This is a genomic window from Macrococcus psychrotolerans (assembly GCF_038095555.1).
Taxonomy (GTDB): Bacteria; Bacillota; Bacilli; order Staphylococcales; family Staphylococcaceae; genus Macrococcoides; species Macrococcoides psychrotolerans.
Genome location: NZ_CP124591.1, coordinates 1,044,454 through 1,065,596, shown reverse-complemented (window position 1 = coordinate 1,065,596; position 21,143 = coordinate 1,044,454). Strand labels below are relative to the sequence as shown.

The 21,143-nt window shown below is 33.8% G+C and carries 27 protein-coding genes; 9 read left to right on the top strand and 18 right to left on the bottom strand.

Features of this window, described 5'->3' with window-relative positions; genetic code table 11:
- Nucleotides 1-9 precede the first annotated feature (9 nt).
- The 3 genes from QA539_RS05355 to QA539_RS05345 form a co-directional block, all read right to left on the bottom strand.
- Nucleotides 10-666 (bottom strand): type 1 glutamine amidotransferase domain-containing protein, encoded by a 657-nt coding sequence (locus QA539_RS05355; protein ID WP_219494777.1) that lies wholly within the window; start codon nucleotides 664-666, stop codon nucleotides 10-12.
- 69 nt (nucleotides 667-735) lie between these two features.
- Nucleotides 736-1,776, bottom strand: a complete 1,041-nt coding sequence (locus QA539_RS05350; protein ID WP_419894922.1) for a M42 family metallopeptidase — start codon at nucleotides 1,774-1,776, stop codon at nucleotides 736-738.
- Nucleotides 1,777-1,939: 163 nt separating this feature from the next.
- Nucleotides 1,940-3,154, bottom strand: coding sequence for an MFS transporter (locus tag QA539_RS05345; protein WP_419894921.1), 1,215 nt, complete (start codon nucleotides 3,152-3,154; stop codon nucleotides 1,940-1,942).
- Nucleotides 3,155-3,247: 93 nt separating this feature from the next.
- Between QA539_RS05345 and QA539_RS05340 the strand changes: the two genes are divergently transcribed.
- A complete protein-coding gene (locus QA539_RS05340) occupies nucleotides 3,248-4,861 on the top strand; it encodes an ABC transporter substrate-binding protein (protein ID WP_419894920.1) in 1,614 nt (537 codons plus the stop codon).
- Between the two features lie 63 nt (nucleotides 4,862-4,924).
- On the opposite strand, the gene QA539_RS05335 is transcribed toward QA539_RS05340, so the two are convergent.
- Nucleotides 4,925-6,112, bottom strand: coding sequence for a CynX/NimT family MFS transporter (locus tag QA539_RS05335; protein WP_283722170.1), 1,188 nt, complete (start codon nucleotides 6,110-6,112; stop codon nucleotides 4,925-4,927).
- 108 nt (nucleotides 6,113-6,220) lie between these two features.
- On the opposite strand from QA539_RS05335, the gene QA539_RS05330 reads away from it, so the two are divergent.
- The gene (locus QA539_RS05330; protein ID WP_219494772.1) at nucleotides 6,221-6,772 is read left to right on the top strand and encodes a helix-turn-helix domain-containing protein; all 552 of its coding nucleotides are present in this window, start codon (nucleotides 6,221-6,223) and stop codon (nucleotides 6,770-6,772) included.
- Between the two features lie 165 nt (nucleotides 6,773-6,937).
- On the opposite strand, the gene QA539_RS05325 is transcribed toward QA539_RS05330, so the two are convergent.
- The 5 genes from QA539_RS05325 to QA539_RS05305 all read right to left on the bottom strand — a co-directional run bounded on the left by QA539_RS05325 (nucleotide 6,938) and on the right by QA539_RS05305 (nucleotide 10,097).
- Nucleotides 6,938-8,200 (bottom strand): Y-family DNA polymerase, encoded by a 1,263-nt coding sequence (locus QA539_RS05325; RefSeq protein ID WP_419894919.1) that lies wholly within the window; start codon nucleotides 8,198-8,200, stop codon nucleotides 6,938-6,940.
- 194 nt (nucleotides 8,201-8,394) lie between these two features.
- Nucleotides 8,395-8,862: a hypothetical protein gene (locus tag QA539_RS05320; RefSeq protein ID WP_419894918.1), complete on the bottom strand. Its 468-nt coding sequence runs from the start codon at nucleotides 8,860-8,862 to the stop codon at nucleotides 8,395-8,397.
- A 131-nt stretch (nucleotides 8,863-8,993) separates the two neighbouring features.
- Nucleotides 8,994-9,290 (bottom strand): isochorismatase family protein, encoded by a 297-nt coding sequence (locus QA539_RS05315; protein ID WP_419895594.1) that lies wholly within the window; start codon nucleotides 9,288-9,290, stop codon nucleotides 8,994-8,996.
- 51 nt (nucleotides 9,291-9,341) lie between these two features.
- Nucleotides 9,342-9,488, bottom strand: coding sequence for a hypothetical protein (locus QA539_RS05310; RefSeq protein WP_419894917.1), 147 nt, complete (start codon nucleotides 9,486-9,488; stop codon nucleotides 9,342-9,344).
- An 87-nt stretch (nucleotides 9,489-9,575) separates the two neighbouring features.
- Nucleotides 9,576-10,097, bottom strand: coding sequence for a GrpB family protein (locus tag QA539_RS05305; protein ID WP_419894916.1), 522 nt, complete (start codon nucleotides 10,095-10,097; stop codon nucleotides 9,576-9,578).
- 182 nt (nucleotides 10,098-10,279) lie between these two features.
- On the opposite strand from QA539_RS05305, the gene QA539_RS05300 reads away from it, so the two are divergent.
- Both QA539_RS05300 and QA539_RS05295 read left to right on the top strand, forming a co-directional pair.
- Nucleotides 10,280-10,537 carry a type II toxin-antitoxin system Phd/YefM family antitoxin gene (locus tag QA539_RS05300; protein WP_419894915.1) on the top strand — a complete coding sequence of 86 codons (258 nt, stop codon included), beginning with the start codon at nucleotides 10,280-10,282 and terminating at the stop codon, nucleotides 10,535-10,537.
- Nucleotides 10,530-10,841 (top strand): Txe/YoeB family addiction module toxin, encoded by a 312-nt coding sequence (locus QA539_RS05295; protein WP_419894914.1) that lies wholly within the window; start codon nucleotides 10,530-10,532, stop codon nucleotides 10,839-10,841. Before QA539_RS05300 ends, QA539_RS05295 begins: the two co-directional genes overlap by 8 nt.
- 42 nt (nucleotides 10,842-10,883) lie before the next feature.
- Here QA539_RS05295 and QA539_RS05290 read toward each other — a convergent pair whose 3' ends face one another.
- Complete coding sequence (locus QA539_RS05290; RefSeq protein WP_419894913.1) at nucleotides 10,884-11,201, bottom strand: phosphotransferase; 318 nt, start codon at nucleotides 11,199-11,201, stop codon at nucleotides 10,884-10,886.
- 9 nt (nucleotides 11,202-11,210) lie between these two features.
- Nucleotides 11,211-11,951 carry a hypothetical protein gene (locus QA539_RS05285; RefSeq protein ID WP_419894912.1) on the bottom strand — a complete coding sequence of 247 codons (741 nt, stop codon included), beginning with the start codon at nucleotides 11,949-11,951 and terminating at the stop codon, nucleotides 11,211-11,213.
- Between the two features lie 82 nt (nucleotides 11,952-12,033).
- On the opposite strand from QA539_RS05285, the gene QA539_RS05280 reads away from it, so the two are divergent.
- Nucleotides 12,034-12,483 (top strand): GNAT family N-acetyltransferase, encoded by a 450-nt coding sequence (locus tag QA539_RS05280; RefSeq protein WP_219494762.1) that lies wholly within the window; start codon nucleotides 12,034-12,036, stop codon nucleotides 12,481-12,483.
- On the opposite strand, the gene QA539_RS05275 is transcribed toward QA539_RS05280, so the two are convergent.
- The 3 genes from QA539_RS05275 to QA539_RS05265 all read right to left on the bottom strand — a co-directional run bounded on the left by QA539_RS05275 (nucleotide 12,484) and on the right by QA539_RS05265 (nucleotide 13,545).
- Nucleotides 12,484-12,744, bottom strand: coding sequence for a Txe/YoeB family addiction module toxin (locus QA539_RS05275; RefSeq protein ID WP_219494761.1), 261 nt, complete (start codon nucleotides 12,742-12,744; stop codon nucleotides 12,484-12,486).
- Entirely contained in the window at nucleotides 12,744-12,995 is a 252-nt protein-coding gene (locus QA539_RS05270) for a type II toxin-antitoxin system Phd/YefM family antitoxin (protein WP_086042489.1), read from the bottom strand. Before QA539_RS05270 ends, QA539_RS05275 begins: the two co-directional genes overlap by 1 nt.
- 85 nt (nucleotides 12,996-13,080) lie before the next feature.
- Nucleotides 13,081-13,545 (bottom strand): NUDIX hydrolase, encoded by a 465-nt coding sequence (locus QA539_RS05265; RefSeq protein ID WP_219494760.1) that lies wholly within the window; start codon nucleotides 13,543-13,545, stop codon nucleotides 13,081-13,083.
- A gap of 92 nt (nucleotides 13,546-13,637) precedes the next feature.
- On the opposite strand from QA539_RS05265, the gene QA539_RS05260 reads away from it, so the two are divergent.
- A complete protein-coding gene (locus QA539_RS05260; RefSeq protein WP_186309442.1) occupies nucleotides 13,638-13,778 on the top strand; it encodes a hypothetical protein in 141 nt (46 codons plus the stop codon).
- A 178-nt stretch (nucleotides 13,779-13,956) separates the two neighbouring features.
- On the opposite strand, the gene QA539_RS05255 is transcribed toward QA539_RS05260, so the two are convergent.
- Nucleotides 13,957-14,343, bottom strand: coding sequence for a sporulation protein (locus tag QA539_RS05255; protein ID WP_219494759.1), 387 nt, complete (start codon nucleotides 14,341-14,343; stop codon nucleotides 13,957-13,959).
- A 160-nt stretch (nucleotides 14,344-14,503) separates the two neighbouring features.
- On the opposite strand from QA539_RS05255, the gene QA539_RS05250 reads away from it, so the two are divergent.
- Nucleotides 14,504-15,508: a cation diffusion facilitator family transporter gene (locus tag QA539_RS05250; RefSeq protein WP_419894911.1), complete on the top strand. Its 1,005-nt coding sequence runs from the start codon at nucleotides 14,504-14,506 to the stop codon at nucleotides 15,506-15,508.
- Between the two features lie 48 nt (nucleotides 15,509-15,556).
- On the top strand, nucleotides 15,557-15,745 hold the full coding sequence (locus QA539_RS05245) for a 2-hydroxymuconate tautomerase (protein WP_041635987.1): 189 nt from the start codon (nucleotides 15,557-15,559) through the stop codon (nucleotides 15,743-15,745).
- A gap of 30 nt (nucleotides 15,746-15,775) precedes the next feature.
- On the opposite strand, the gene QA539_RS05240 is transcribed toward QA539_RS05245, so the two are convergent.
- Nucleotides 15,776-16,717, bottom strand: coding sequence for an LCP family protein (locus QA539_RS05240; protein WP_219494757.1), 942 nt, complete (start codon nucleotides 16,715-16,717; stop codon nucleotides 15,776-15,778).
- Nucleotides 16,718-16,838: 121 nt separating this feature from the next.
- Between QA539_RS05240 and msrA the strand changes: the two genes are divergently transcribed.
- Nucleotides 16,839-17,342 carry a peptide-methionine (S)-S-oxide reductase MsrA gene (gene msrA, locus QA539_RS05235; RefSeq protein WP_219494756.1) on the top strand — a complete coding sequence of 168 codons (504 nt, stop codon included), beginning with the start codon at nucleotides 16,839-16,841 and terminating at the stop codon, nucleotides 17,340-17,342.
- Here msrA and mprF read toward each other — a convergent pair.
- Nucleotides 17,339-19,873, bottom strand: a complete 2,535-nt coding sequence (gene mprF, locus QA539_RS05230) for a bifunctional lysylphosphatidylglycerol flippase/synthetase MprF (protein ID WP_419894910.1) — start codon at nucleotides 19,871-19,873, stop codon at nucleotides 17,339-17,341. The genes msrA and mprF overlap by 4 nt on opposite strands.
- Nucleotides 19,874-20,004: 131 nt before the next feature.
- Nucleotides 20,005-21,141 carry an AI-2E family transporter gene (locus QA539_RS05225; protein WP_419894909.1) on the bottom strand — a complete coding sequence of 379 codons (1,137 nt, stop codon included), beginning with the start codon at nucleotides 21,139-21,141 and terminating at the stop codon, nucleotides 20,005-20,007.
- Nucleotides 21,142-21,143 lie beyond the last annotated feature (2 nt).

Here is a 21,143-nt window from a genome sequence, read left to right as displayed (position 1 = left end):
CGGTTTTTATTATAGTGCTTTTACAAATGCTTCTGCAACATCTGTACTGGACTGAGGGTTCTGTCCAGTTACAAACTTACCATCCGTTACGACATTTGATTCAAATGCCTTACCTTTCACAAAACCTGCGCCGTTTGTTTCGAGTTCAGTTTGTAAAGCGAACGGAACGTTGTTGTCCAAGTTCATCTGTTGTTCCTCTTCATTTGTGAATCCAGTTAGTTTGACGCCATCGATCAATGAACTGCCATCTTTTAGTTTAGCCCCTATAAATGCGCTTGGACCATGACAAACTGAACCGATAACGCGATTATCATCTTTATAGAACGCCAATATATTCTGTAAATCAGGATCTCCTGGTAGATCGTACATTGTACCATGGCCTCCTGGTATGAATATGCCGTCATAGTTTTCAAATACGATATCTCTTAATTTCAATGTTTTCCCTAGTTTTTGTACGACGTCCTGGAATTTCTTCGTTTCGTCGTTCTGAGTAGAATTGGGATCAAGTGGTACAGCACCACCTTGAATCGAAGCGAAATCTACTTCAATATTATTGCGTTGGAATACTTTGTAAGGCTCTGCAGCCTCACCGAGCCAAAGACCTGTTGGTGTGCCATCGTTCAAAGTGTCGTGATTCGTTAAAACCATTAGAACTTTCTTCGCCATAATAAACACTCCCTTTCTTTGTTATAAATACATTATAACGAAGAAAGGGAGTGAATAAAAACATTTAACTTAAAGTACAGGACTCACAACATAATGATAGATAAGTTTTTCTGTGTTCAGTAGCGAATCTTTGTGTGTACGTTCCATCGCATGGCTAGATTCAATACCCGCTCCAAATAGACCATGTTTAATATCGTGACCAGCACTCATTGCAGCACTTGCATCACTACCGTAATATGGATAAATATCTACTTTGTAATCAATATTATTATCTTTGCAAAGATTTACTAAATGTTGTTTCAATTGATAGTGATATGGTCCTGAGCTATCTTTTGCACAGATGGATACCGTATATTCATCAGATGCCTGCCCATCACCTAACGCCCCCATATCAACAGCGATATATTCTACAACTTGTTCCGGAACATTAGAGTTACCACCATAACCGATCTCTTCATTATTTGAGAAATAGAAATGTGTCGTATGCGGCAGTTCAATATTTTCAGCTTTTAAATGACGTAACAATTGAATCAGCATCGCAGCGCTTGCCTTATCGTCTAGATGACGCGATTTTATAAATCCGGATTCAGTAATCTCGCATCTTGGATTAAACGTAATAAAATCTCCGACACTGATACCTAACTGTTCAGTATCTTCTTGAGACTTCACAGTTTCATCAATACGCACTTCCATATGATCCTCATCACGTTTGATATCACCTGCGTTACGATAAACATGGACACTTGTCTCATGGAGACAGATCGTTCCTGTATACACTTTATCATTCGCATGGATTTCACAGTACTCCCCTTCAACAGCATTCCATCTGAAACCACCCACCATTGATAAACGTAAGCGGCCGCTCGGTAGAATCTCTTTAACCATCGCACCTAACGTATCAACATGCGCTGTTAAATATTTATGACGTGTATCATCTTTTCCAGGTACAGTAACTAATACCCCGCCTTTATTAGTCTGCTGTACATCGTAACCAACCGCTTCTAACGTTTCAGTCACATAGGCAATTGCTTTAAACGCAAAACCTGACGGACCTGGAATATTTACTAAACGCTCAATCTCTTGCATCGTGCTATTAACATCTGGATACATTTTCATTCTCCTTTTCAAATTTACTGATAATTTAATCTTATCTGATAATGAGAGGGAGTACAATGGTTGATAAGAAAAATACAAAAACTTTCAGTCTACTGAAAGTTTATTAAATTTTCTAAGGAATTATCAGTCTACTGAAAGTTTTTATATCTATGTAATATTAATTCTTTTTCATTTTAAACAAGCTATTCATCATGAGCATTGCCCCTATTGTAACAATCACAAACACAACTACACTCATCGCATATGGATTTAAATATGTTCCGAGGATTAAAGACCCATTAGATAATAGCTGTGCGCCACTAAACGTGAATGAACTGAATGTATTATAGGTACCTCGTTTTTCTTTTGGTATTAGTGTCAGCATTTCAGCACTTTTAATCGGCGCAAAAATCATTTCACCAAATGTAGCAATAAGTATGGCTATGATAATCAGCCACCACATATTTGCTGAAGTGAGCATAGCATATCCTATTGCGTACATCAATAGCCCAAATCCTAGGATTCTACTTACTTTAAATTTATCTAACCATTTACCAATTAGTAAAGAGAATGAAACAACGGTAATTGTATTAACGAGGTTAATGATTGTAAACATTCGAACACCGGTAATTTCAAAGTTGAATAAGTAAATCGTTTCAAAGTTCTTATGAAGCCTTACAGCAACGTAAGTACTTGTCATGAGCTCCACAGTTGCAATGAACATCGTACCGATTACCATCAATACGAATCGTTTATCTTTAACGACAGTCTGATAGGCAATGAACAGGTCTACAAAGACATTATTATGTTCTTTTTTACGGATAAAGCTGTTTGTTTCTTCAATATATTTCATATATAAGAAACTTAATATAAGTGCCACCATAGCTGAAGCAAAGAATAGCCAGCTTTTATGTTCGCTATAGAATAGCCCACCCAGGAGTGCTCCGATTGCCAGTGATAAATTTATTAGCCAGTAATCCATACGATATAATAATTTCTTATTTTCATCTGTTGCTGAATCCTGTACAAGTGCACTCATAGAAGGTCTGCGAAATGCACTAAATATGGTAAAGAGTATAAATGTCGTCATAAATAGATAAATCCATGAGTTGACAACGGTTAGCCACATAAATATTAGCGATAATGCTTCTGTGAATGAACCAAATATCAGCATCTTCTTTCTCGGAAATTGGTCGACTAAGTAACCTCCCCAAATATTACTGATAAACTGGACAAAGACGATTGATGCTAAAAACAATCCAGCGATTCTTGCATTCAGCTGATCAGTTAAATAAAGTGCAATAAATGGTAGTGTCGCACTATAAGTACAGCGATTGACAAATGAACCCCACAATCTGAGTTGGATATTAATCGGTAAATCACGAACTTTCATTTTCATTCCCCCTAACTTTCTACATATGATAAAGTAGACTTAATGATTAAAAAATGGACAATATTTTATTTTAGTCCACTTTTAGGAGGAGCTATGGAGCGATTATTACTGTCATTCTATAATTTAAAGATTACAGCATTTCATCAATCGTCTGTCAGTGAACAGTTAAAGGTGAGTCAGAAGCATTTATCCAGAAGTTTAAAAAGATGGCAGGATAGTGGTTATCTAACTTTTAAGAGTGCACGTGGTCGCGGGAATAAATCAACGGTTCAATGGTTCGTGGATATCGATACATTATATTTCAATAAGGTGAATGCAATGCTAACGCGACATCAATTGTCAGATGCTATTCAATATTTAACGTGGGACTGGTCTATTCATCATAAACAGATGCTGATTACGAAAGCGAATCAATTACTTGGGGTATCTACAGCTGATGCAGATAAATTAGTCGTTAAGAAGCGCTACGCCCCACTCTATTCTCATCCTTTAGAAGTGGTTGATATCAATAGCTCAAATATATTAAGTAATATTTATGACACGTTAATCGCATATGATAGACATTCGAATCAATATCATTATAAGATAGCACAGCATATCGATTTCTATGATGATTATGCAGTGATATATTTACGGAAGAATGTTTACTTTCATGATGGTACTCAAGTAACTGCTGAAGATATTAAACGATGTCTGAGTCATGCGATAGCGTATCAGGAGACGAAAGTGCTATTAAATCCAATTGTGTCAATTGAAGTGATTAATAAACTTACAGTTAAAGTATATTATCACGATTTTCCATATTTCAAAGACATATTATGTAAGTTAAATCTTGCAATCTATAAGCAGGATAAGCAGGATAAGCAGCAAATTATCGGTACTGGACCATTTTATATCGCAATGAATAATGAATTTCAAACGACTTTAAAATCATTTGATCAGTATTATGGCTATCAATCATATATTGATGAAGTGGAATTGATCTATATACCGAAGCTTAAAGAAAGTAACTTTACGTTAAGTGATAGTGATACGTTCCAGCATATCGAAGTAACAGATGGTTTTTATTATGTCCTGTCACTCGCACAAAATAAGCTATCAGATATACAGAAAGCAACTGTGCATTACTTATTTCAGCAGTCCGTTCATCAAGTTACAGATATACACACAAGTAAAGGAACCCCTTATATTCTGAAAGATCAGCCACTTTCGCTTAAATCACTAAATAAATTAGAAGATCATTTCTCTATAACAATGGTCTATCCGAGCTATATCGAAAAAAAGATGCTCCAGTATAAAAGGTATTTAAAGCAATACAATATAGAAACGGTATTAAAACCTATCGATATTATGACTTCCTTTAAAAGTGAAATAACAATTGAGGGGGATATCTATATCCACGGTATGTTCTTTAGTGAAGCGGAATCCTTTGAATACTTTACGATGCTCTATCAAAATAAAACGATGCATCACCATTTATCACAACAATATCCTCTTTTAAGGGATTATTATAATAGATATATCACAACAGATGCCCGCGAGTGGCACGTACTGAATCATGCGATTAATCAGTCGTTATTTGAATCACATACCCTCTACCCTATCTTCAACATTACTCAAGATGTTAAAGTACCAATCAGCATTCATAACGCCAAAGTGACTACTGCTGGATTTTATAACTTTTCAGAGCTTGTGATTAAACGATAAAAAAACTTTCAGGAGACCTGAAAGTTTTTTGTTTTATGAATGGTGATTACTTTTTAAGGTTTTCTATTTAATTGTATTTCCTTCTATCGTATGTTTACGTCCTGCAAGCATTCCAACTATGAGCATCAATAAAGCATCTGCCAATAGGAAATATAATGAATGACTCCAGTCATGTGTATAATCATGAATTACGCCGAAGATAAGTACGCTAAGTGCTGCAAATAAATAGCCGATTGCCTGTGCCATTCCTGATAACTGTTTCGCTGTATGTGTATATTCTGTTTTCAGAGAGAAGAATAAATTTACAAGCCCAAATGATATTCCAAGTGCTACGCCTATGAAGAGGATATAAACAAGCATATATTTAACATCGCCATAAATCATCCCAGCTATTCCCGCAATAAATAACAGCCCATTTATACACCCTAAATAAACCTGGTGTGCCATGTTAGCTGCAATCATCGGAATAATAAATGTAAAGATAATAATTGCTATTTGTAATACTGTTAAATAACCTCCTGTTACTTCTACGGGTATATGTTGTTCCTTTAGTATTATCGGAAGAAAATTGATCAAGCTATAGAAAATGACCGACTGTCCACCCATGAATAGTGTTATCTGCCATGCCAGTGGTGATCGCCAAATACTTGATGTCATTGTTATAGCCTGTGGTGCTTCTACATCTTTATCTTTCTGTAATACGATTATCCAGAAGATTAGTGTGATGATTGTAACAATACCGATCATTGCTAATGAAATATTATAATTTGTAGCCTTTGCAATTGGTGCGGATACTGCTGATGATAATGCACCAAATATATTCATACTAACTGTATATAATGCTGTCACGATACCAACCTGTAACGGGAATGATGCTTTTATAAATACTGGAGCTAGTACATTACCGAATGCAATCCCTATACCGATTAACAGGATTCCTGTAAATAATAACGTGCTACTTCCTAATGATCGGAGTATAATACCAACTGTAATGACAATCAAAGCATGGACGATCGTTCGATTTAATCCTATCTTGGTACTAACAGGTGCAGCAAATAATGAAGCAAATGAGAATGCCAGCAATGGCAGTATCGCGATAATACTTGTAGCAAATGCTGACAGCTGTAAGTCATCATTGATTGCAGGTAATAATACGCCAACTGATGTGAGCGGTGCGCGTAAGTTTGCTGATAACAATAACACAGCAACCAGTAATAAAAGCTTCAACCCTCTAAACCTTTTTGTGTACAAAACAATCCCTCTTTCTATTAATCTGTTATAATGAACAAAATATCTGTTATAAAATAACATCTGTTATATTATACTTTTCGTCTAATATAGTCAAGAAAGAGGTTTAATATGGAAAAAATTAATTTAGTCGTGTCACAAAACCTAATGCATATAAGAAAAGAACAGCAATTAAGTCTCGAAAAGCTTGCTTCAATTTCTGGTGTAAGTCGTGCGATGCTTAATCAAATAGAAAAAGGACAATCGAATCCGACAATTTCTACCCTCTGGAAAATATCCAACGGCTTAAAAGTCCCATTATCTAAACTTTTACATGAATCTGAAAATACGGTGCATGTGATCAAAAAGAATGATATTCAAACAATCTATTCTGAAGACGGTCTTATTCAGATAACACCGTATTATGATAGTGAAGAACAGATTGAAATATTGAAGATGACATTACAGCCGCATTCTGAAATTATTTCAAGTGATCAGGCTGCGCATTCTGAAGAATATATCATCGTTAATGAAGGGCTATTTACGATAATCGTGGATGGGGCTTCATATTCACTTGAAAAAGATGATTCAATCCGTTTTTCAGGAGGCTTAGATCATACATATCGGAATACATCAGAAAAGCCGGCAGAGATTACATTGGTGATTAAATATCATTTTTCTTAATCGTTGATATACTTAATAACCCACGAAACCCCATCAAGCATATTTACGCTCGATAGGGTTTCATTATTGTGATATCTTCTTATTCAGATTCATTTGATAAATCTATATCACGCATATACGCTTCACTACCATAATAGAGTGCTTGTTTAAATCTATGATATCTGACTACGCCTTATGACCAGCGATCAATCCATTACGTTTACGCGCGGTGCCTTGTTCAGTGTAGGAGATTGCACGAAGTACGCTATTCTTCCCGAAGCGGGTACGCAGTTCATCAATTGTTCTTTCTAGACGTTCTTCTTTCGCACGTTCAAACTCATCTACAAATAGTGAAAGCTGCCTATCTTCTTCCTTCATCAAGTTTGTCAGAGCGATATTTACAGTACGATACTTTCTATTCGAATCACACATCTGCTGCATAAACCCCCATACGATTCTAAATACATCTGAAGTAAGATTTGTACCTTCTGATAACGTATAGCTCTTACTGACGCTTCCTTCATCACTATAACCGATTGTAAAGCTGATTGTTCTGGCGATACGATTATCCGCACGTAATCGAAATGTAACCTCTTCGATATGTTCAATCACGACTGCACGGAGCTCGTGAAAATGATAATCACGCATTAGAATCTGACTCTTATTCACAGAAGGTTTGTAGATCTGGTGTTTCTCTCTTATAATGCTGGAATCAATACCATTTGCATGCAGATGAAGATCAACACCAATCACACCGAAATCACGCTTTAAATAGTGAAGAGGATAATTTGCAAGTTGTCCAATGGTGAATATGCCCTTCTGATTCAGCTTCTTCTCTGTACGTCGATTAATCCCCCAGAAAGTACTTAATGGTTCTATCGACCACATCTTCTCAGGTACATCTTCATAACGCCACTGTACAACACCATGATCTGCTTTCTTAGCTTCCATGTCTAGCGCAATCTTACTTAGCAACACATTTGGACCTATACCTACAGCACAGAGAATTTGAGTTTTCTCATAGATTTCATCCTTTATCTTTAATGCCAAATCATAACTCGAATCTGCAAACAGTTGGTAGCTGTTTGTCACATCCATAAAAAATTCATCAATACTATATTGATGATAATCTTCTGGTGCGACATATTTCAGAGCAATTTCTGAAATTTGACTTGCGACCTTTAGATATTCCTTCATTGAGGGATTGATAATATAAATATCCGGATGATGTGGGATTTCGAATAGACGTGATCCTGTTCTAATACCAATAGCTTTAAGTGGCGATGTAGCAGCAAGAACGACAGAACCCTGGCGTTTTGTATCTGCTACAACAGCAAGCTTTGTCGTCATGGGATCAAGCCCTTTCATGATGCAGGAAACACTGGCAAAGAAACTCTTCTGGTCAATACAGAGTACATCTCTTCTCTCGCATAAACTGTAATCATACATATTAAGCACCCTCTTTATAATCTTTATGTTAATTTAATCATAACAGAACGTATGTTCGTTTTCAATAAAAATAGAACATACGTTCTGTTTTCGATCAAATAAAAAGTCCGTCTATTATGGGATACAATTCCATATTAGACGGAGTAAATACAATCATAACAAAGAATAAATCATTAAACATACACACGATAAGATTACAGAGTGAAATATTTCATGACTTCTTCGTGAGTATAGGTTACTTTGTAGTTCAAATGCTCACGATAAGCAATATTAGCATCACGAGCATCCTGAATATCTTCCATATGACTTTGACATCTCTCAATCCATAGTTTTTCAAACTCTGCTTCTACTAGAATGCGATGGGATAAATCATTAATATGATAAATATTTTCTTGTTCACACCACTTTATACAATCAAGATATAATTGCATCTCTACTGATGTATTATCAACATCATAAATTTCAACCGGGATATCAATAACCCCTTTTTGAAAAGCAACGAAACATCGTGTATGACCATCAACGATATAAAATTGATTGTCGTACTGAATTACTGAGATTATTGTATTTTTGACAGAAACATCATCCAGCCATTCACTTACCTCATCCACTTTACGTTGATTCAAATAGAGTTGAGTAAGCTTTAGATTATTAATATCCATGAAATAATCACATCCTATTAAGAGTGTAGTTCACTAATATAGTATCATGAATCGATAGGTATATTGTTTATTTATATGAAAATTAGAAATATCAAACCTAAAATTTATCCTCAGCTAAAAATGACCCCAACTCACACATACTCGTCTATCATCAGAACTTCTACTTCATCAGACCAATGCAAAACTGTAGATACAAAGTCATTAATATCTAACCCAGGCATTTCATATGTTTCTGAATTATTAACTGTAGCACAAGCATCTTCGATTACTGTAACTTTAAAGCCAAGTTCATTAGCAATAATCGCATTAAATAAAATACAATATTCCATATTAAAACCGATAATGATCAGTTCAGTAACACCAAGTGAAATTAAATATTGTTGCAAATCCGTATCTTTAAAAGCACTGGGTTTATTTTTAGAATAAATCTTATCGGCATTTTTATGAATAACTGGCTCTAAAGGAAATGGCTTATTTGTTTAGTGATTAATATGTTCCACTGCAATGACAGGTAATTTGTTTTCTTTAAATACTTCTACTATATGAATAGCATTCTTCTTAAATACTGAAAAATCACCCTTTTCTAAAAAGTGTGTATGAAAATCAATAACTAATAAAGCTTCCAAAATATCACCTCAAAATAAATATATTAAAAATAAATATATTATAATTCTTTATCCATTCGAATAAATTGGTAAAATAATGCACTTATTCTACTTATTTAAAATAGAATTGACAAATGCCTCTTTTTCCTGCGTATATTTAGCTCTGTTGTCTGGATATTGTATTGACAGATATTCCTTTAAATGTTGATACTCATATCTAGCATCAGGATTAGATCGTAAATAATCACGAAATTTTAATAAATCTGTCCATTTTTGTTGTTCTTTCGATACAAGATGAATAAAGCAAGTATGTTTTTGGAATGAGTCACCTTCGAATTTTGCTAACACAATCTCATCTGCTCTCTCAACTCGTAAACGGAAAATCCCTATCGTTATTAATGCATCATAAAATGATTTCGGCATACTTTTGTAATCTTCAACTCCAATCAATATATCAATAATTGGCTTAGCTGCTAATCCAGGTATTGATATACTCCCAATGTGCTGAATATCGTTCGATTCTATGTCAGTAGCTTTAATAATGTCTTGTTTTACTTGCTCAAAATCATTTACCCAAGCATCTTGATAATCACTCAAAACTACCTGCCCTCTATAAACGCCTAATGTCAAAGTATCCAACCTCCATTTACGTATCATATGTTTATTATAAACAATTTTCTGAAAATTAAAATAGTAGAACATTAACAAAATAGCAACTATCATATCATACATAAAACCAAATAGTAAAAAGTAATCAAAATATACATAATAAAACAAAAGCGGACAATATAATTGTACAAGGAGGGGATAAAATGAAAGTAACAACATATTCTAATGCAAGATCAAACTTTAGAAAAATAATAGATATTGTTAATGAAGACTGTGAACCTTACACAATCACAACAAACACTCATAATGCCGTGATATTATCTGAACAAGATTATAATAGTATGATTGAAACACTTTATTTACAGAGTACACCTGCGAATGCCGAAAGATTACAAAAAGCGATTGATGAATCAATTGATAAAAATAACTTACTTCAAGTTGAGCTTGATTTAGATGCCTAAGAAAAAGATACTATTTTATTCAAGTGGTTTTGAAGATTATACGTACTGGCAAACTAACGATAAAATTGTATTAAAGAAAATAAATAAACTAATAAAGAGTATTATGATTGATGGCCCAAATGAAGGTATTGGTAAGCCAGAAAAATTATTAGTAAACTATACAGGTTGCTATAGCAGAAGGATAACTCATGAACATAGGCTCGTATATAAGATAGAAGATGATTCAATTTGTATTTTACAATGTCGTTTTCATTATAAGATGATACGATTTTCATACTTTTCTATTACATTAAATAAACACTGATCATTATCGTATTTATATTCACAGTTTAGATACATCGATTTCTTACGTTCGATTTTCTTTCGGTAATATTTCTTTAGCTTCATGACCTTCAATCCATTGGTATAGTAAACAATAATGATTATGATAGTCGCCGTGTGATACTAATTGTTGCACTGGAAGTCCAAGGTTCATACACTGTTCAACTAAATTAATTTGCAATTGAATATCCTCTATTCTATCAATAGAAGAAAGACGTAATAGATACTTATCATCTCGAGTTGTAACAATATATTTTTGATCATCCGACCAACCCTTGTTAAAGCTTTCTAACTTCAAAAAATGAAAGCCTGGTAAGTGATCATTTAAATCATCAATATGCATGGCACCCTCCTAAATATGTGTTTTAAAATAATGCGCTAAAGATACCTTTCTCCCTTCTTTATCCCAATCATGATAAAGTTTAAATAAACGTGATACATCTCCATCTACAAGACTTACAAACTGAGTGACTTTAACAAAACTCATCCAGTAATGGAACATAATATATTCCTTTGGGTGCGAGTAAATATCATATGTAAAGTGTTCTAAAGGTAGGTCACCAAATTCATTTAAATAATATTCATAGAGCGTCTTTTCTAGATGATATACGTCACAGAATAATCTTTCATCAAAAAAGAACTTTCTAGGAAGATAAGTCGCCATTCCTTCTTCAAACCACATATCTTCACACGTTGGTTTCTCTTCATCAAATTCAGCAAGAAATAGATTAATATGATGCGCGAGTTCATGTCCTAATATTGCTAGCATCTCATCTTTAGTGTGTTCGGTATAATATGACGTGTATTTATCTTTTAAAACTTCTGGAAGCAACGCTGTTAAATATTGTTCCCAATAATCACGATCAGCACACATATAAATCGCTTCATCTCTCGTAAAAGCAGGTACTGGCTTTTCGAGTACCTCCTCCATCACAAAACGTGATGTCCAGAATACACCATTTGGTATATCCTTTAACTGAAAATTATCTATAAGGTATTTTTGGAAATCATTAATTTGTGTATGGAAATATGTTATATCAGCATGATACTTATTTAAATCAGCTGCTTGTTCAAAAGTATAGATTGGTTTCATTAATATGCACCTTTCTGTGTTTATCATAAGAAAAAAATATATAATGATATTATACAGAAAATTCTTACAAAAAGGTGATTCGATGTTAAAACAAGTTTATGAAATCAACGATGAAATTTTAGAGTTATTGCTATTAGCTGACCCTTCGATTGAAATGATTAATCGATATATTAGTGAAAGTTCAATGTATATATTAGAACAAAGTAAACCTATTGGTGTTGTCGTATTAAAAGAAGTTAGTGAATCAACCATTGAAATAATGAACATTGCAGTAAGTGAAGCTTATCATGGGAAAGGTTATGGTAAGGTGATGTTAGAAGAAGCGGAGAAAATAGCGAAGCATTCAGGATACGATAAGTTAATCATCGCCACAGCGAACTCAAGTCTGAATCAACTCGCGTTATATCAAAAGTGTGGATTTAGAATTCAAGAAATAGAAAAAGACTTCTTTATCAATGAATATAAAGAAGTCATTATGGAAAATGGTATTAGGGCGATGGATAAGATAATGCTCAGTAAAGTTGTAGAATGATCACTCATAACGCCCATATGCTGAATAGATTGTTACAATTTTATCTTCGTCATTTACTGTATAAACAACACGATGTTGTACATTTAACCTTCTCGAATAAAACCCCTTTATTGGGGGAATTAGTTTTTCGAAAGAATGGTTATTATTATATGGATTTTCTTTAAGCTGTTTAATGATTTTTAGAAAGTTCGTTTCTAAGTGTGTGTTTTTTATCTTTTTCAGATCTTTCTTGACACTAGATTTCATAACCACTTTGTACATTAAATATTATCCCATGTACTGTCAAAATCAATTTCTTCTTCGTCTTTACGTTGTTCGATTTGATAAGCAATACCTTTTTCTAATAAGAATAACGTCTCCTGAATGGCATTCCAATCATCTTCACCAACTAAAACAGCTCCTTTTTCTCCAATTTTAGTTGGTGCAATGTAAATTTCCTTACTATCTTCATTAACAGATTTTATAATGTTGAAAAAATCTTTTCTAGCACTAGTAGGTGTATAAGTATTCATAAATGACCCTCCCGTAACGTACAATATCGTGTACATTATAACATTAGAGATAGAATTGTCCAAATAAATATATCTAAATTCCTCCTTAGTCCTTTTCATGATTAATAATATGTTCAAAATCCTTATTCTCGCTTAACAGCTTTTCCTTTAATATTACTGGTTGAATATTGATCTTATCGATTTCATTTACCGGGAACCATCGATACTCCATATCTTCTCCATTTTCATTTCCGATTATAGATATTCCTCTATCCCATAATGATTTGGAATGACAAAAATAATAAACGCCGAGCTCATGGAATGACTTTTCTTGTGAATGATATGTTTGTTCAATGAAAATAGCAATTTGTTCTATCTCTATGTCAGTTGATAGTTCTTCTAATATCTCTCTTTTCAAGGCTATTTTAGAATCTTCTAGCATTTGAACTTTGCCGCCAGGTGGTGTCCAGTAATCATTGAATTTTTGTAATAAAATATGATTATTTTCTATAATTAGCGCTGAAGCTCTATATTTGAAACGCATATTATCTTTTGTAAATGTGATGTCCATAAATTACTCCTCTAATAATATAATTTTATTTAAAGAATTTTCTGATTAATATATCATATAATTAAATCAATAAATTTACAACGGAGGTTTAAATGAAAGAATACAATGTTAATACATATAAATACGACCATTCTATTCACTATTCATGGAAATCAGAACTTATAGAGGAGAATGAATCATACATTCTTCTTAAGTCTCTGCCACTCAGAAAGCTTATTCATCATACACGATGAAGACGAATTTGAAATTAACATAATAAAATATCAATATCCGGCAAGCTTAATAACAGAGGTAAATCACCTAAAAGAAAAACTAGAATCTTTATATCGTAATAACGTGTTCCCTTTTGACGGTTTTCTATTAAGAAATATTGAAAATTTAAGAAATTATATCAATTTTTATTTACTAAATTTAACGGACACTTTCAAAGTAAATTTCATCTTCATCATAATAATCAACTGAGCTACTGACAAATACATGTGTAATGATCACGAACGTATGATTTACATCTTCTACGTTATGAATTGCCGGAAATGTGAATGGAATTGTTTCTGATCCTCTGTTTTCGATGGTAAATGATGCTAATTTCTCATCTAAGTATTCAAATTGGCTCATTTCATCCTTATTTTTCTTACGTTCAATTAATGACAGTTCTATGTGATCGATCTCCAGCCCATCTAATTCGTGTACATCCACTACCCCGTTAATATCTTCGTCTAACCTGAATGATGTTTTCTCCAGCTTTGTGTTGATTTTAGAATCTCCGATACCGATAGATGTTAATAATTCTTTAAACATAATAACCCTCCTGAAATAAGTTACTTCTATTGTCGCATAGTTAATTGAAAATTTAAAATAAAGTAATAGCATTAAATCAATCAAGTATCCTTTTTATTATGTTTATTTTCACCTATAATAGGTAAAGTAAATATAAAATTAAATATGTTAGGAGAATTCTATGACAGGATTATTTACATTACTCAAAAAAGGGAGTAAATCTTCTTTAATTGCAGCAATCGTCAACTTTATTTTAGGTACTTTAAAGCTAGTTGCCTATATATTTACCGGTAACGTTGCAATGTTCGCAGAGATGATGCACTCTTATGGTGATGCTGCAAACCAACTTTTTGTCTGGGTCGGCTCAGCTGTTTCTAAGAAAGCACCGAATGAAAGGTTTCCATTTGGATATGGCCGCCTGGTTAACATCGTTTGTTTATTCGCCGTGATCATCGTTGCAATTTTAGCTTATGAAACAGTGTTAGAAGGGATACATCATATTATGAATCCGACGCATCAAGAGCAATCGTTAAATCAATTTTTAATTGCTATTGGTGTATTATTAATTGGGGTTGTATTAGAAGGATCAGTATTATATAAAGCAGGACAAGAAGTACTTGAGGAAGTTCACAAACCTGCCACTGGCCTTCATCCTTTAACTACTAGTTATGCTAATATTGGAAGTGCCAAACCTGCAACGAAACTGGTATTCATGGAAGATACAGTGGCAACTGGCGGAGGATTCATTGCATTAATCGCTATTATTATTGCTCGTTTTACAGGATGGAGTCAGGTTGAAGGTATCGTTTCAGTCATCATCGGTTTAGCAATGTTCTATGTTGTGTTTAAAGTCTTCATGGAAAATGCAGCTGGTGCAATCGGACGTGCAGATGAAGAGATGGAAGTTAATGCTTCTAAAGTGATATTAAAACATCCTGATGTTTCAGATATCAAACGTCTTGTTGTAATGAAAGAAGGCGAAGATAAGCACGTTGAAGCATTGATCGAAGTTTCAAACCATGAATTTAATTTAAGAGAATTAACAGAAATCAAAAAATCGGTAGCGAGCGCATTATTAAAACAGCCTCATGTTACAGATGTTAACGTCGAGATTATGGAAGACGACGGCATGGACGACTGGGTAAGTGGTAATGGATCCTCTGTTAACCGTAATATCTATGAATAGTATATTATAACTTTGAACAATAAATTTAAGATGTAAAGGAGAATGTTTATGCCATTCGTAACAGTAGAATTAGTTGAAGGTCGTTCTGAAGAACAGTTAAAGAAAATCGTTGAAGAAGTAACGGAAGTTGTAAGTCGTAACTCTGGAGCGCCGAAAGAGAAAGTTCATGTATTTATTGAAGAACTTAAAAAAGAGCGTTATGCAGTAGCGGGTCAACTATTATCAGATCAACAATAAAAACAGGAGAAGCAATCGCTTCTCCTGTTTTTACTCATTTAAGAACTTCTGTATCGCCTTTTTATTCACTTCTTTATCTATTTCAAGTACAGCCCCTGCTTCAGGATAGCTTGCCTGCTGAAAGCTTCCTTTTACTGGCACAGTCAATGTGCTCTGCTTCTTATCACCACGAATAACAAAGCTTGTACCCATTCGAAATATCTCGCCATCTTTAAGGTCTGTATTGACATAGCCTCTTGCAATACCCGCCAATTTCGGTGTTTTAAAGAGTACAGGAAGACTGACCATCTCTTGTTTTAACGCAGAAATCACTTGCTGCTGACGTCTTACGCGTCCAAAGTCCCCTTCTTCATCATGTCTAAAACGAGCATAACCTAGTAATTCTTTACCATTTAGATTGTGCTGACCTTTCTTTAAAGATACATCGATATTCTCAGACATATCCTTTTCCACATTTACCGGTACTCCAGACGGTGAGATTTCATCTACCATGGCTTCGAACCCTTTGAAATCTATAATCGCATAATGTTCTATTGGAATACCTAAATTTTTCTCTATCGTCTTACGCAATAAATCCGGCCCACCTAACGTGTAGGCTGTATTAATTTTATAGTTTCTATATCCGGGGATTTCAGCATATATATCGCGCATGACTGAAATGATTTTTACCTTCTTATTAAGGAAGTCATACTGTGCAATCATAATGGAGTCCGTTCTTGCTGAGCCATCAATCATGCGATCTTGACCTAAAATTAAAACATTTGATTTACCGTCTTTATTCGATACTCCATTAAAGTCATAGTTGACATGCTTTTGTCCATGTTTTGCTGCTAAATCTAGGCCACTATTATAACTTGATTTGATAAAAACTACTACCAGTATAAGTAATAAAACTAATCCCAAAATTACAAATGGTAGTTTTTTTAATCTGATTTTCTTTCTTTTTCTTCTTGGCGTTATCCCTTCGCTCATATATACCCTGCTTTCTATATTACAATATAATAAACTTATAAAAGAATTTACATTATTGCAAGCATATATCGGTTTCTTTTCCAAATAATAAAGTAAAATAACAAAAAGGAGGTAGAAATATATGAAAAAGAAAATATACTTAGCAGGTGGCTGTTTCTGGTGCATGGTTAAACCTTTTGATACATATGATGGCGTATCATCAGTCACTAGTGGTTATATGGGGGGGCATATTGAAAATCCAACCTATGAACAAGTAAAAACCGGTACGTCTGGTCATCTTGAAGTCGTAGAAATACAATATGATGATCAAGTATTCACGACGTTACAAATACTTGAAATATTCTTTAAGATTATTGATCCGACTGACAATGATGGGCAATATCAAGATAGAGGAAGTCAGTATCGCACGGCAATCTTTTACTCAGATAATAACCAAAGAGAGATTACTGAAAACTATATTAGCAACATTCAACCTAATTTCGATAAACAGATTGTCACAGAAATAAGAGAATCAAAGACATTCTATAAGGCAGAGGACTATCATCAGGACTTCTATAAGAAGGATCCTGAACGTTATAAAAGAGAACAAGAAACAAGACAAAAAATAAAAGACAAGAAAAATTAATTTCTTGTCTTTTTATTAATGAGATAACTCACTCTTATCATAGACGTCATCAGACTATTCCCCTTCTTATAGACGAGATAGCGTGGCTCCCAGTTCGGATTAAATTTCTCTTTATAGTTACGTAATCCTTTAAAACTATAGATATGAGAAATTGTCTCAAATATCCTTCCTGCAAAGCGCTCTCTATAAAATGCATATCTATGGCTGCCAACGTTCGATAGTGGTGCCATTCCCATATTAAAGTAATCGTAATGTTCTTTGACGTATAACATCGTATTTAAATATAGACCGTCCATCATCTGAAACTCATTCTCTTTCCAGCGGATCATATCAACTGAAATAGAGTGATTATAATTTGTCGGCATAAATGATACAAATCCTATGATTTCTTCTTCATTTCTTATGACGCCAACAGGTGCCTTATTGAGATAATACGCATTAAAGCTTCCAACTGAAAAGTTCATTTCTGATCTTCCATTTAACCATTCATCAGATACAGTTTGTAACTGGTTTATAAAATCCGAACTGAATGGTGGATGCACAACCTCATAAAAATAGCCTTGTGATTCAAACTTATTCACCGTTGCACGAAATGCACGTTTCTTCTTACCACTGATAGTAAAATCGTTAAGAGGTATCACTGCTTCTTCACCTAACTTGAAGAAGATATTTCCGAAATCATGATATAAAGGAAGATAATCAGGTTTCACCTGATAAAAGATGATTTCATATCCATAATAGTTAGCTTGGTTGTAGAAATCGTATAATAAATCTCTGAATGATTGCTTATTTCCTATAGGATCTCCAAGCACGAAAATTGTATCATAATGTGTCTGAAACATGATAAAAGCATCTTCAGCTTGATTAATGAAATACGATTTATCGGTAGAATAATGAAGGTGACTGACAAAGTTACCTCCATACATATCAATAATTTGTGCACGCTGTTCTTCAGAAACATCCATTGCGATATTAGCAATATATTTCTTATTGAAGAAATACGAAGTTAAACTGATTAGTAATATTGTTGCAATAATAAAGAATAGAAAATAATTTCTCATTAAATTGCCGTCAAAATCGATACTATCCTGTGCCAATAGTTCACTTAGCTGTATTCTGATAAGCCAGCTATTGAGCGAAAGGATAATGACAGAAAACAGTATCGTTAAGCCTGCTCTAAACAGTGTGATTGGACGTTTAATCATCTTAATGTTCATATTCCCAATAAATAGAAGTAAAATAAGTGCTGCAATCCAAATGTATACAAGCCAATTTCCAAATGTTAAGAAAAGAATGATTAATATTACAGCAGCAGCAACAATACTGATGATATGTGCACGTCTCGTATCATGCATCACACCTTTCGCATTTATCATCAGCAGTAAGCAAGCAAGCGTGAAGAAAGAAGATAAGAAGGTGTATGTATTGTGCTGGACATCAAAGATAGCATCGTTTATCAATATACTGTTTGTCATCAGAAATACAAACCCAGTAATAAAAGAAAGGATACCAAGGGCTATAGCTGGTAGATGTATTAACACATCTTTTAACAGATTTAAAAATAATGAACTTGTTTCAATCGCAGGTGCAAAATACTTATTATCTTCAAAGCGTTCTTCAAATTGTTTCTTTGCAAATCCCTTAAACTCAAAGGTGGATAAAACCATTGCGACAAGGAAAGGAACGAAATAATAGACAACGCGATATATGACGAGTGCAAGCAATACATTTTCTTCGGTGATGCCAATACTTTTAAATCCAATAAGGATCATCAGATCAAAAGCACCAAAACCACCTGGAACCATGGAGAGTAATCCAGCTAAAGCAGCGATAACAAAGATACCTATAATTAACGAATACTGGACATCGATATGTATAAACTTAAATATCAGATAGAATACACCGCTCGCTGCCAGCCATTCAACACTTGACACAAGCGTAAATATTATTCCCAGAAATTTATCATTGTTAACAGGCTTAATAAGTGTGTACAGAAGAAATACCGGCAAATAGAGCGCAATGATAAAAATACCAATTTTATACCAAGTGTACTGATCAAAAGCATGGGTATTCGGAAATATATTAAAAACGATACCTAAACTCAGAATACTCATCCCTGAAATCATCGATAACAACATCATTGAAATGACCTTGATAAGCGTTTTATCATCCTCAGTATAATTCCTATAAATAAGTAAGCGGAGCCCTGCCCCTATCATTCCTCCAAATCCAATAACCGCATTTAATGCATTTGCAATAAAACTAACATTAAAGAGTTTCATATGCTTGATTTCCAGATGCATCCTCTTGGCTAATACAAAATCATATAAAGATAAAATACTGACTGAAATAAGACCAGAAAAAATAAGGATCGCCAGCTGTATAGAGTCTAAATGTTTAAATGCCGTCATCGTCGATTTGAAGTCAATCGTCGATAACTCACCCTTTAGACGATATATCACAAAAATAAACAGTAATGCCATAAATAAAAACTTAATTACATTCCGATAATTATTAAATAATATTTTCATAAAACCCCTACTCACAATAATTAATTTGAATTCATACATATTCTACAGAAAAACAAGAAAAAAACCAAATATTATTGGAAATAAATGAAAAATAAGTCATCATCCGTCTGGAATGATGACTTATCTCAAAATCAATATACTTCCCCATCTTCTGATAAATACGTATTATAACGTTTCTTAAATTTATCGAATATATACTGAGTCAAAACCTTTAATATAGCATATAAAGGAATACCTAATATAACGCCTATTAAACCCAATAGATTCCCTGCACAAAGCAGAACAAAAATAATTGTTAAAGGATGAATCTGCATTGTCTTTCCCATAATATTAGGAGAAATAAAGTGACCTTCTAAAAACTGCACGGCCATCCATACAACTGCAAGCTTCAACAACATGACAGGTGAATCAACTAGCGCAATCACAATAGCAGGACTGATAGCAATCATTGGTCCTAAATATGGAACCACACTCGTTACTGCAGCGATACAAGCAAGAATTAAAGCATACTCAAGCCCGATAATCATATAACCAATAAACAATAGCACTCCGATACAGAAAGCAACAAACATCTGACCCTGTATATACGAACCGACCTGAACATTCATCTTATCTAAAATATCATGAAGATCTTTTCTAAATTTTGGTGGTGTTAACTTTAATACATAATTTTTGAACTGTTCGCCATCTTTCAGCAAAAAGAAGAGTACGAATGGGAAAGTCATGATGACAATAGCTACGCTTGCAACTGTATCGACAACCGATCGCAGACGAGTTGAAAAATCACCAAGGTACTCTCCTACCTTCTTTGGAAGATCACTAAGATTTGTATTTACCCATTCCTGAATGTTCTGCAGGAATGGAGCAAACTTGGAATTGTTAGATAATCTATTAAAGTCTTTTAATAGATGATTTAAATAATCTGGAGCATTCTGAACCAACCCAGTGATCTGAACTTCTATAACAGGAATTAGCCAGGTGATGAGTAAAGCAAAAAGACTGATAATGGTACCAATCAATATAATGATACCCCATAACCTATTAATACGATAACGTTCCATCAAATTGACAAGCGGATTCAAAAGATAATATAAAATGAAAGCCAAGATGACAGGACCTATTACTGTATTGAAGATAACGATAAATGGTTTAAAGATAAAAGAAATTTGATTAACTATCAATACTAATATTCCAGTTAATATTAATACAGTTAATGTGAACAATAACTTTCTGCCCCCAAAAAACTGAAAAAAATTATGATCTGACATAC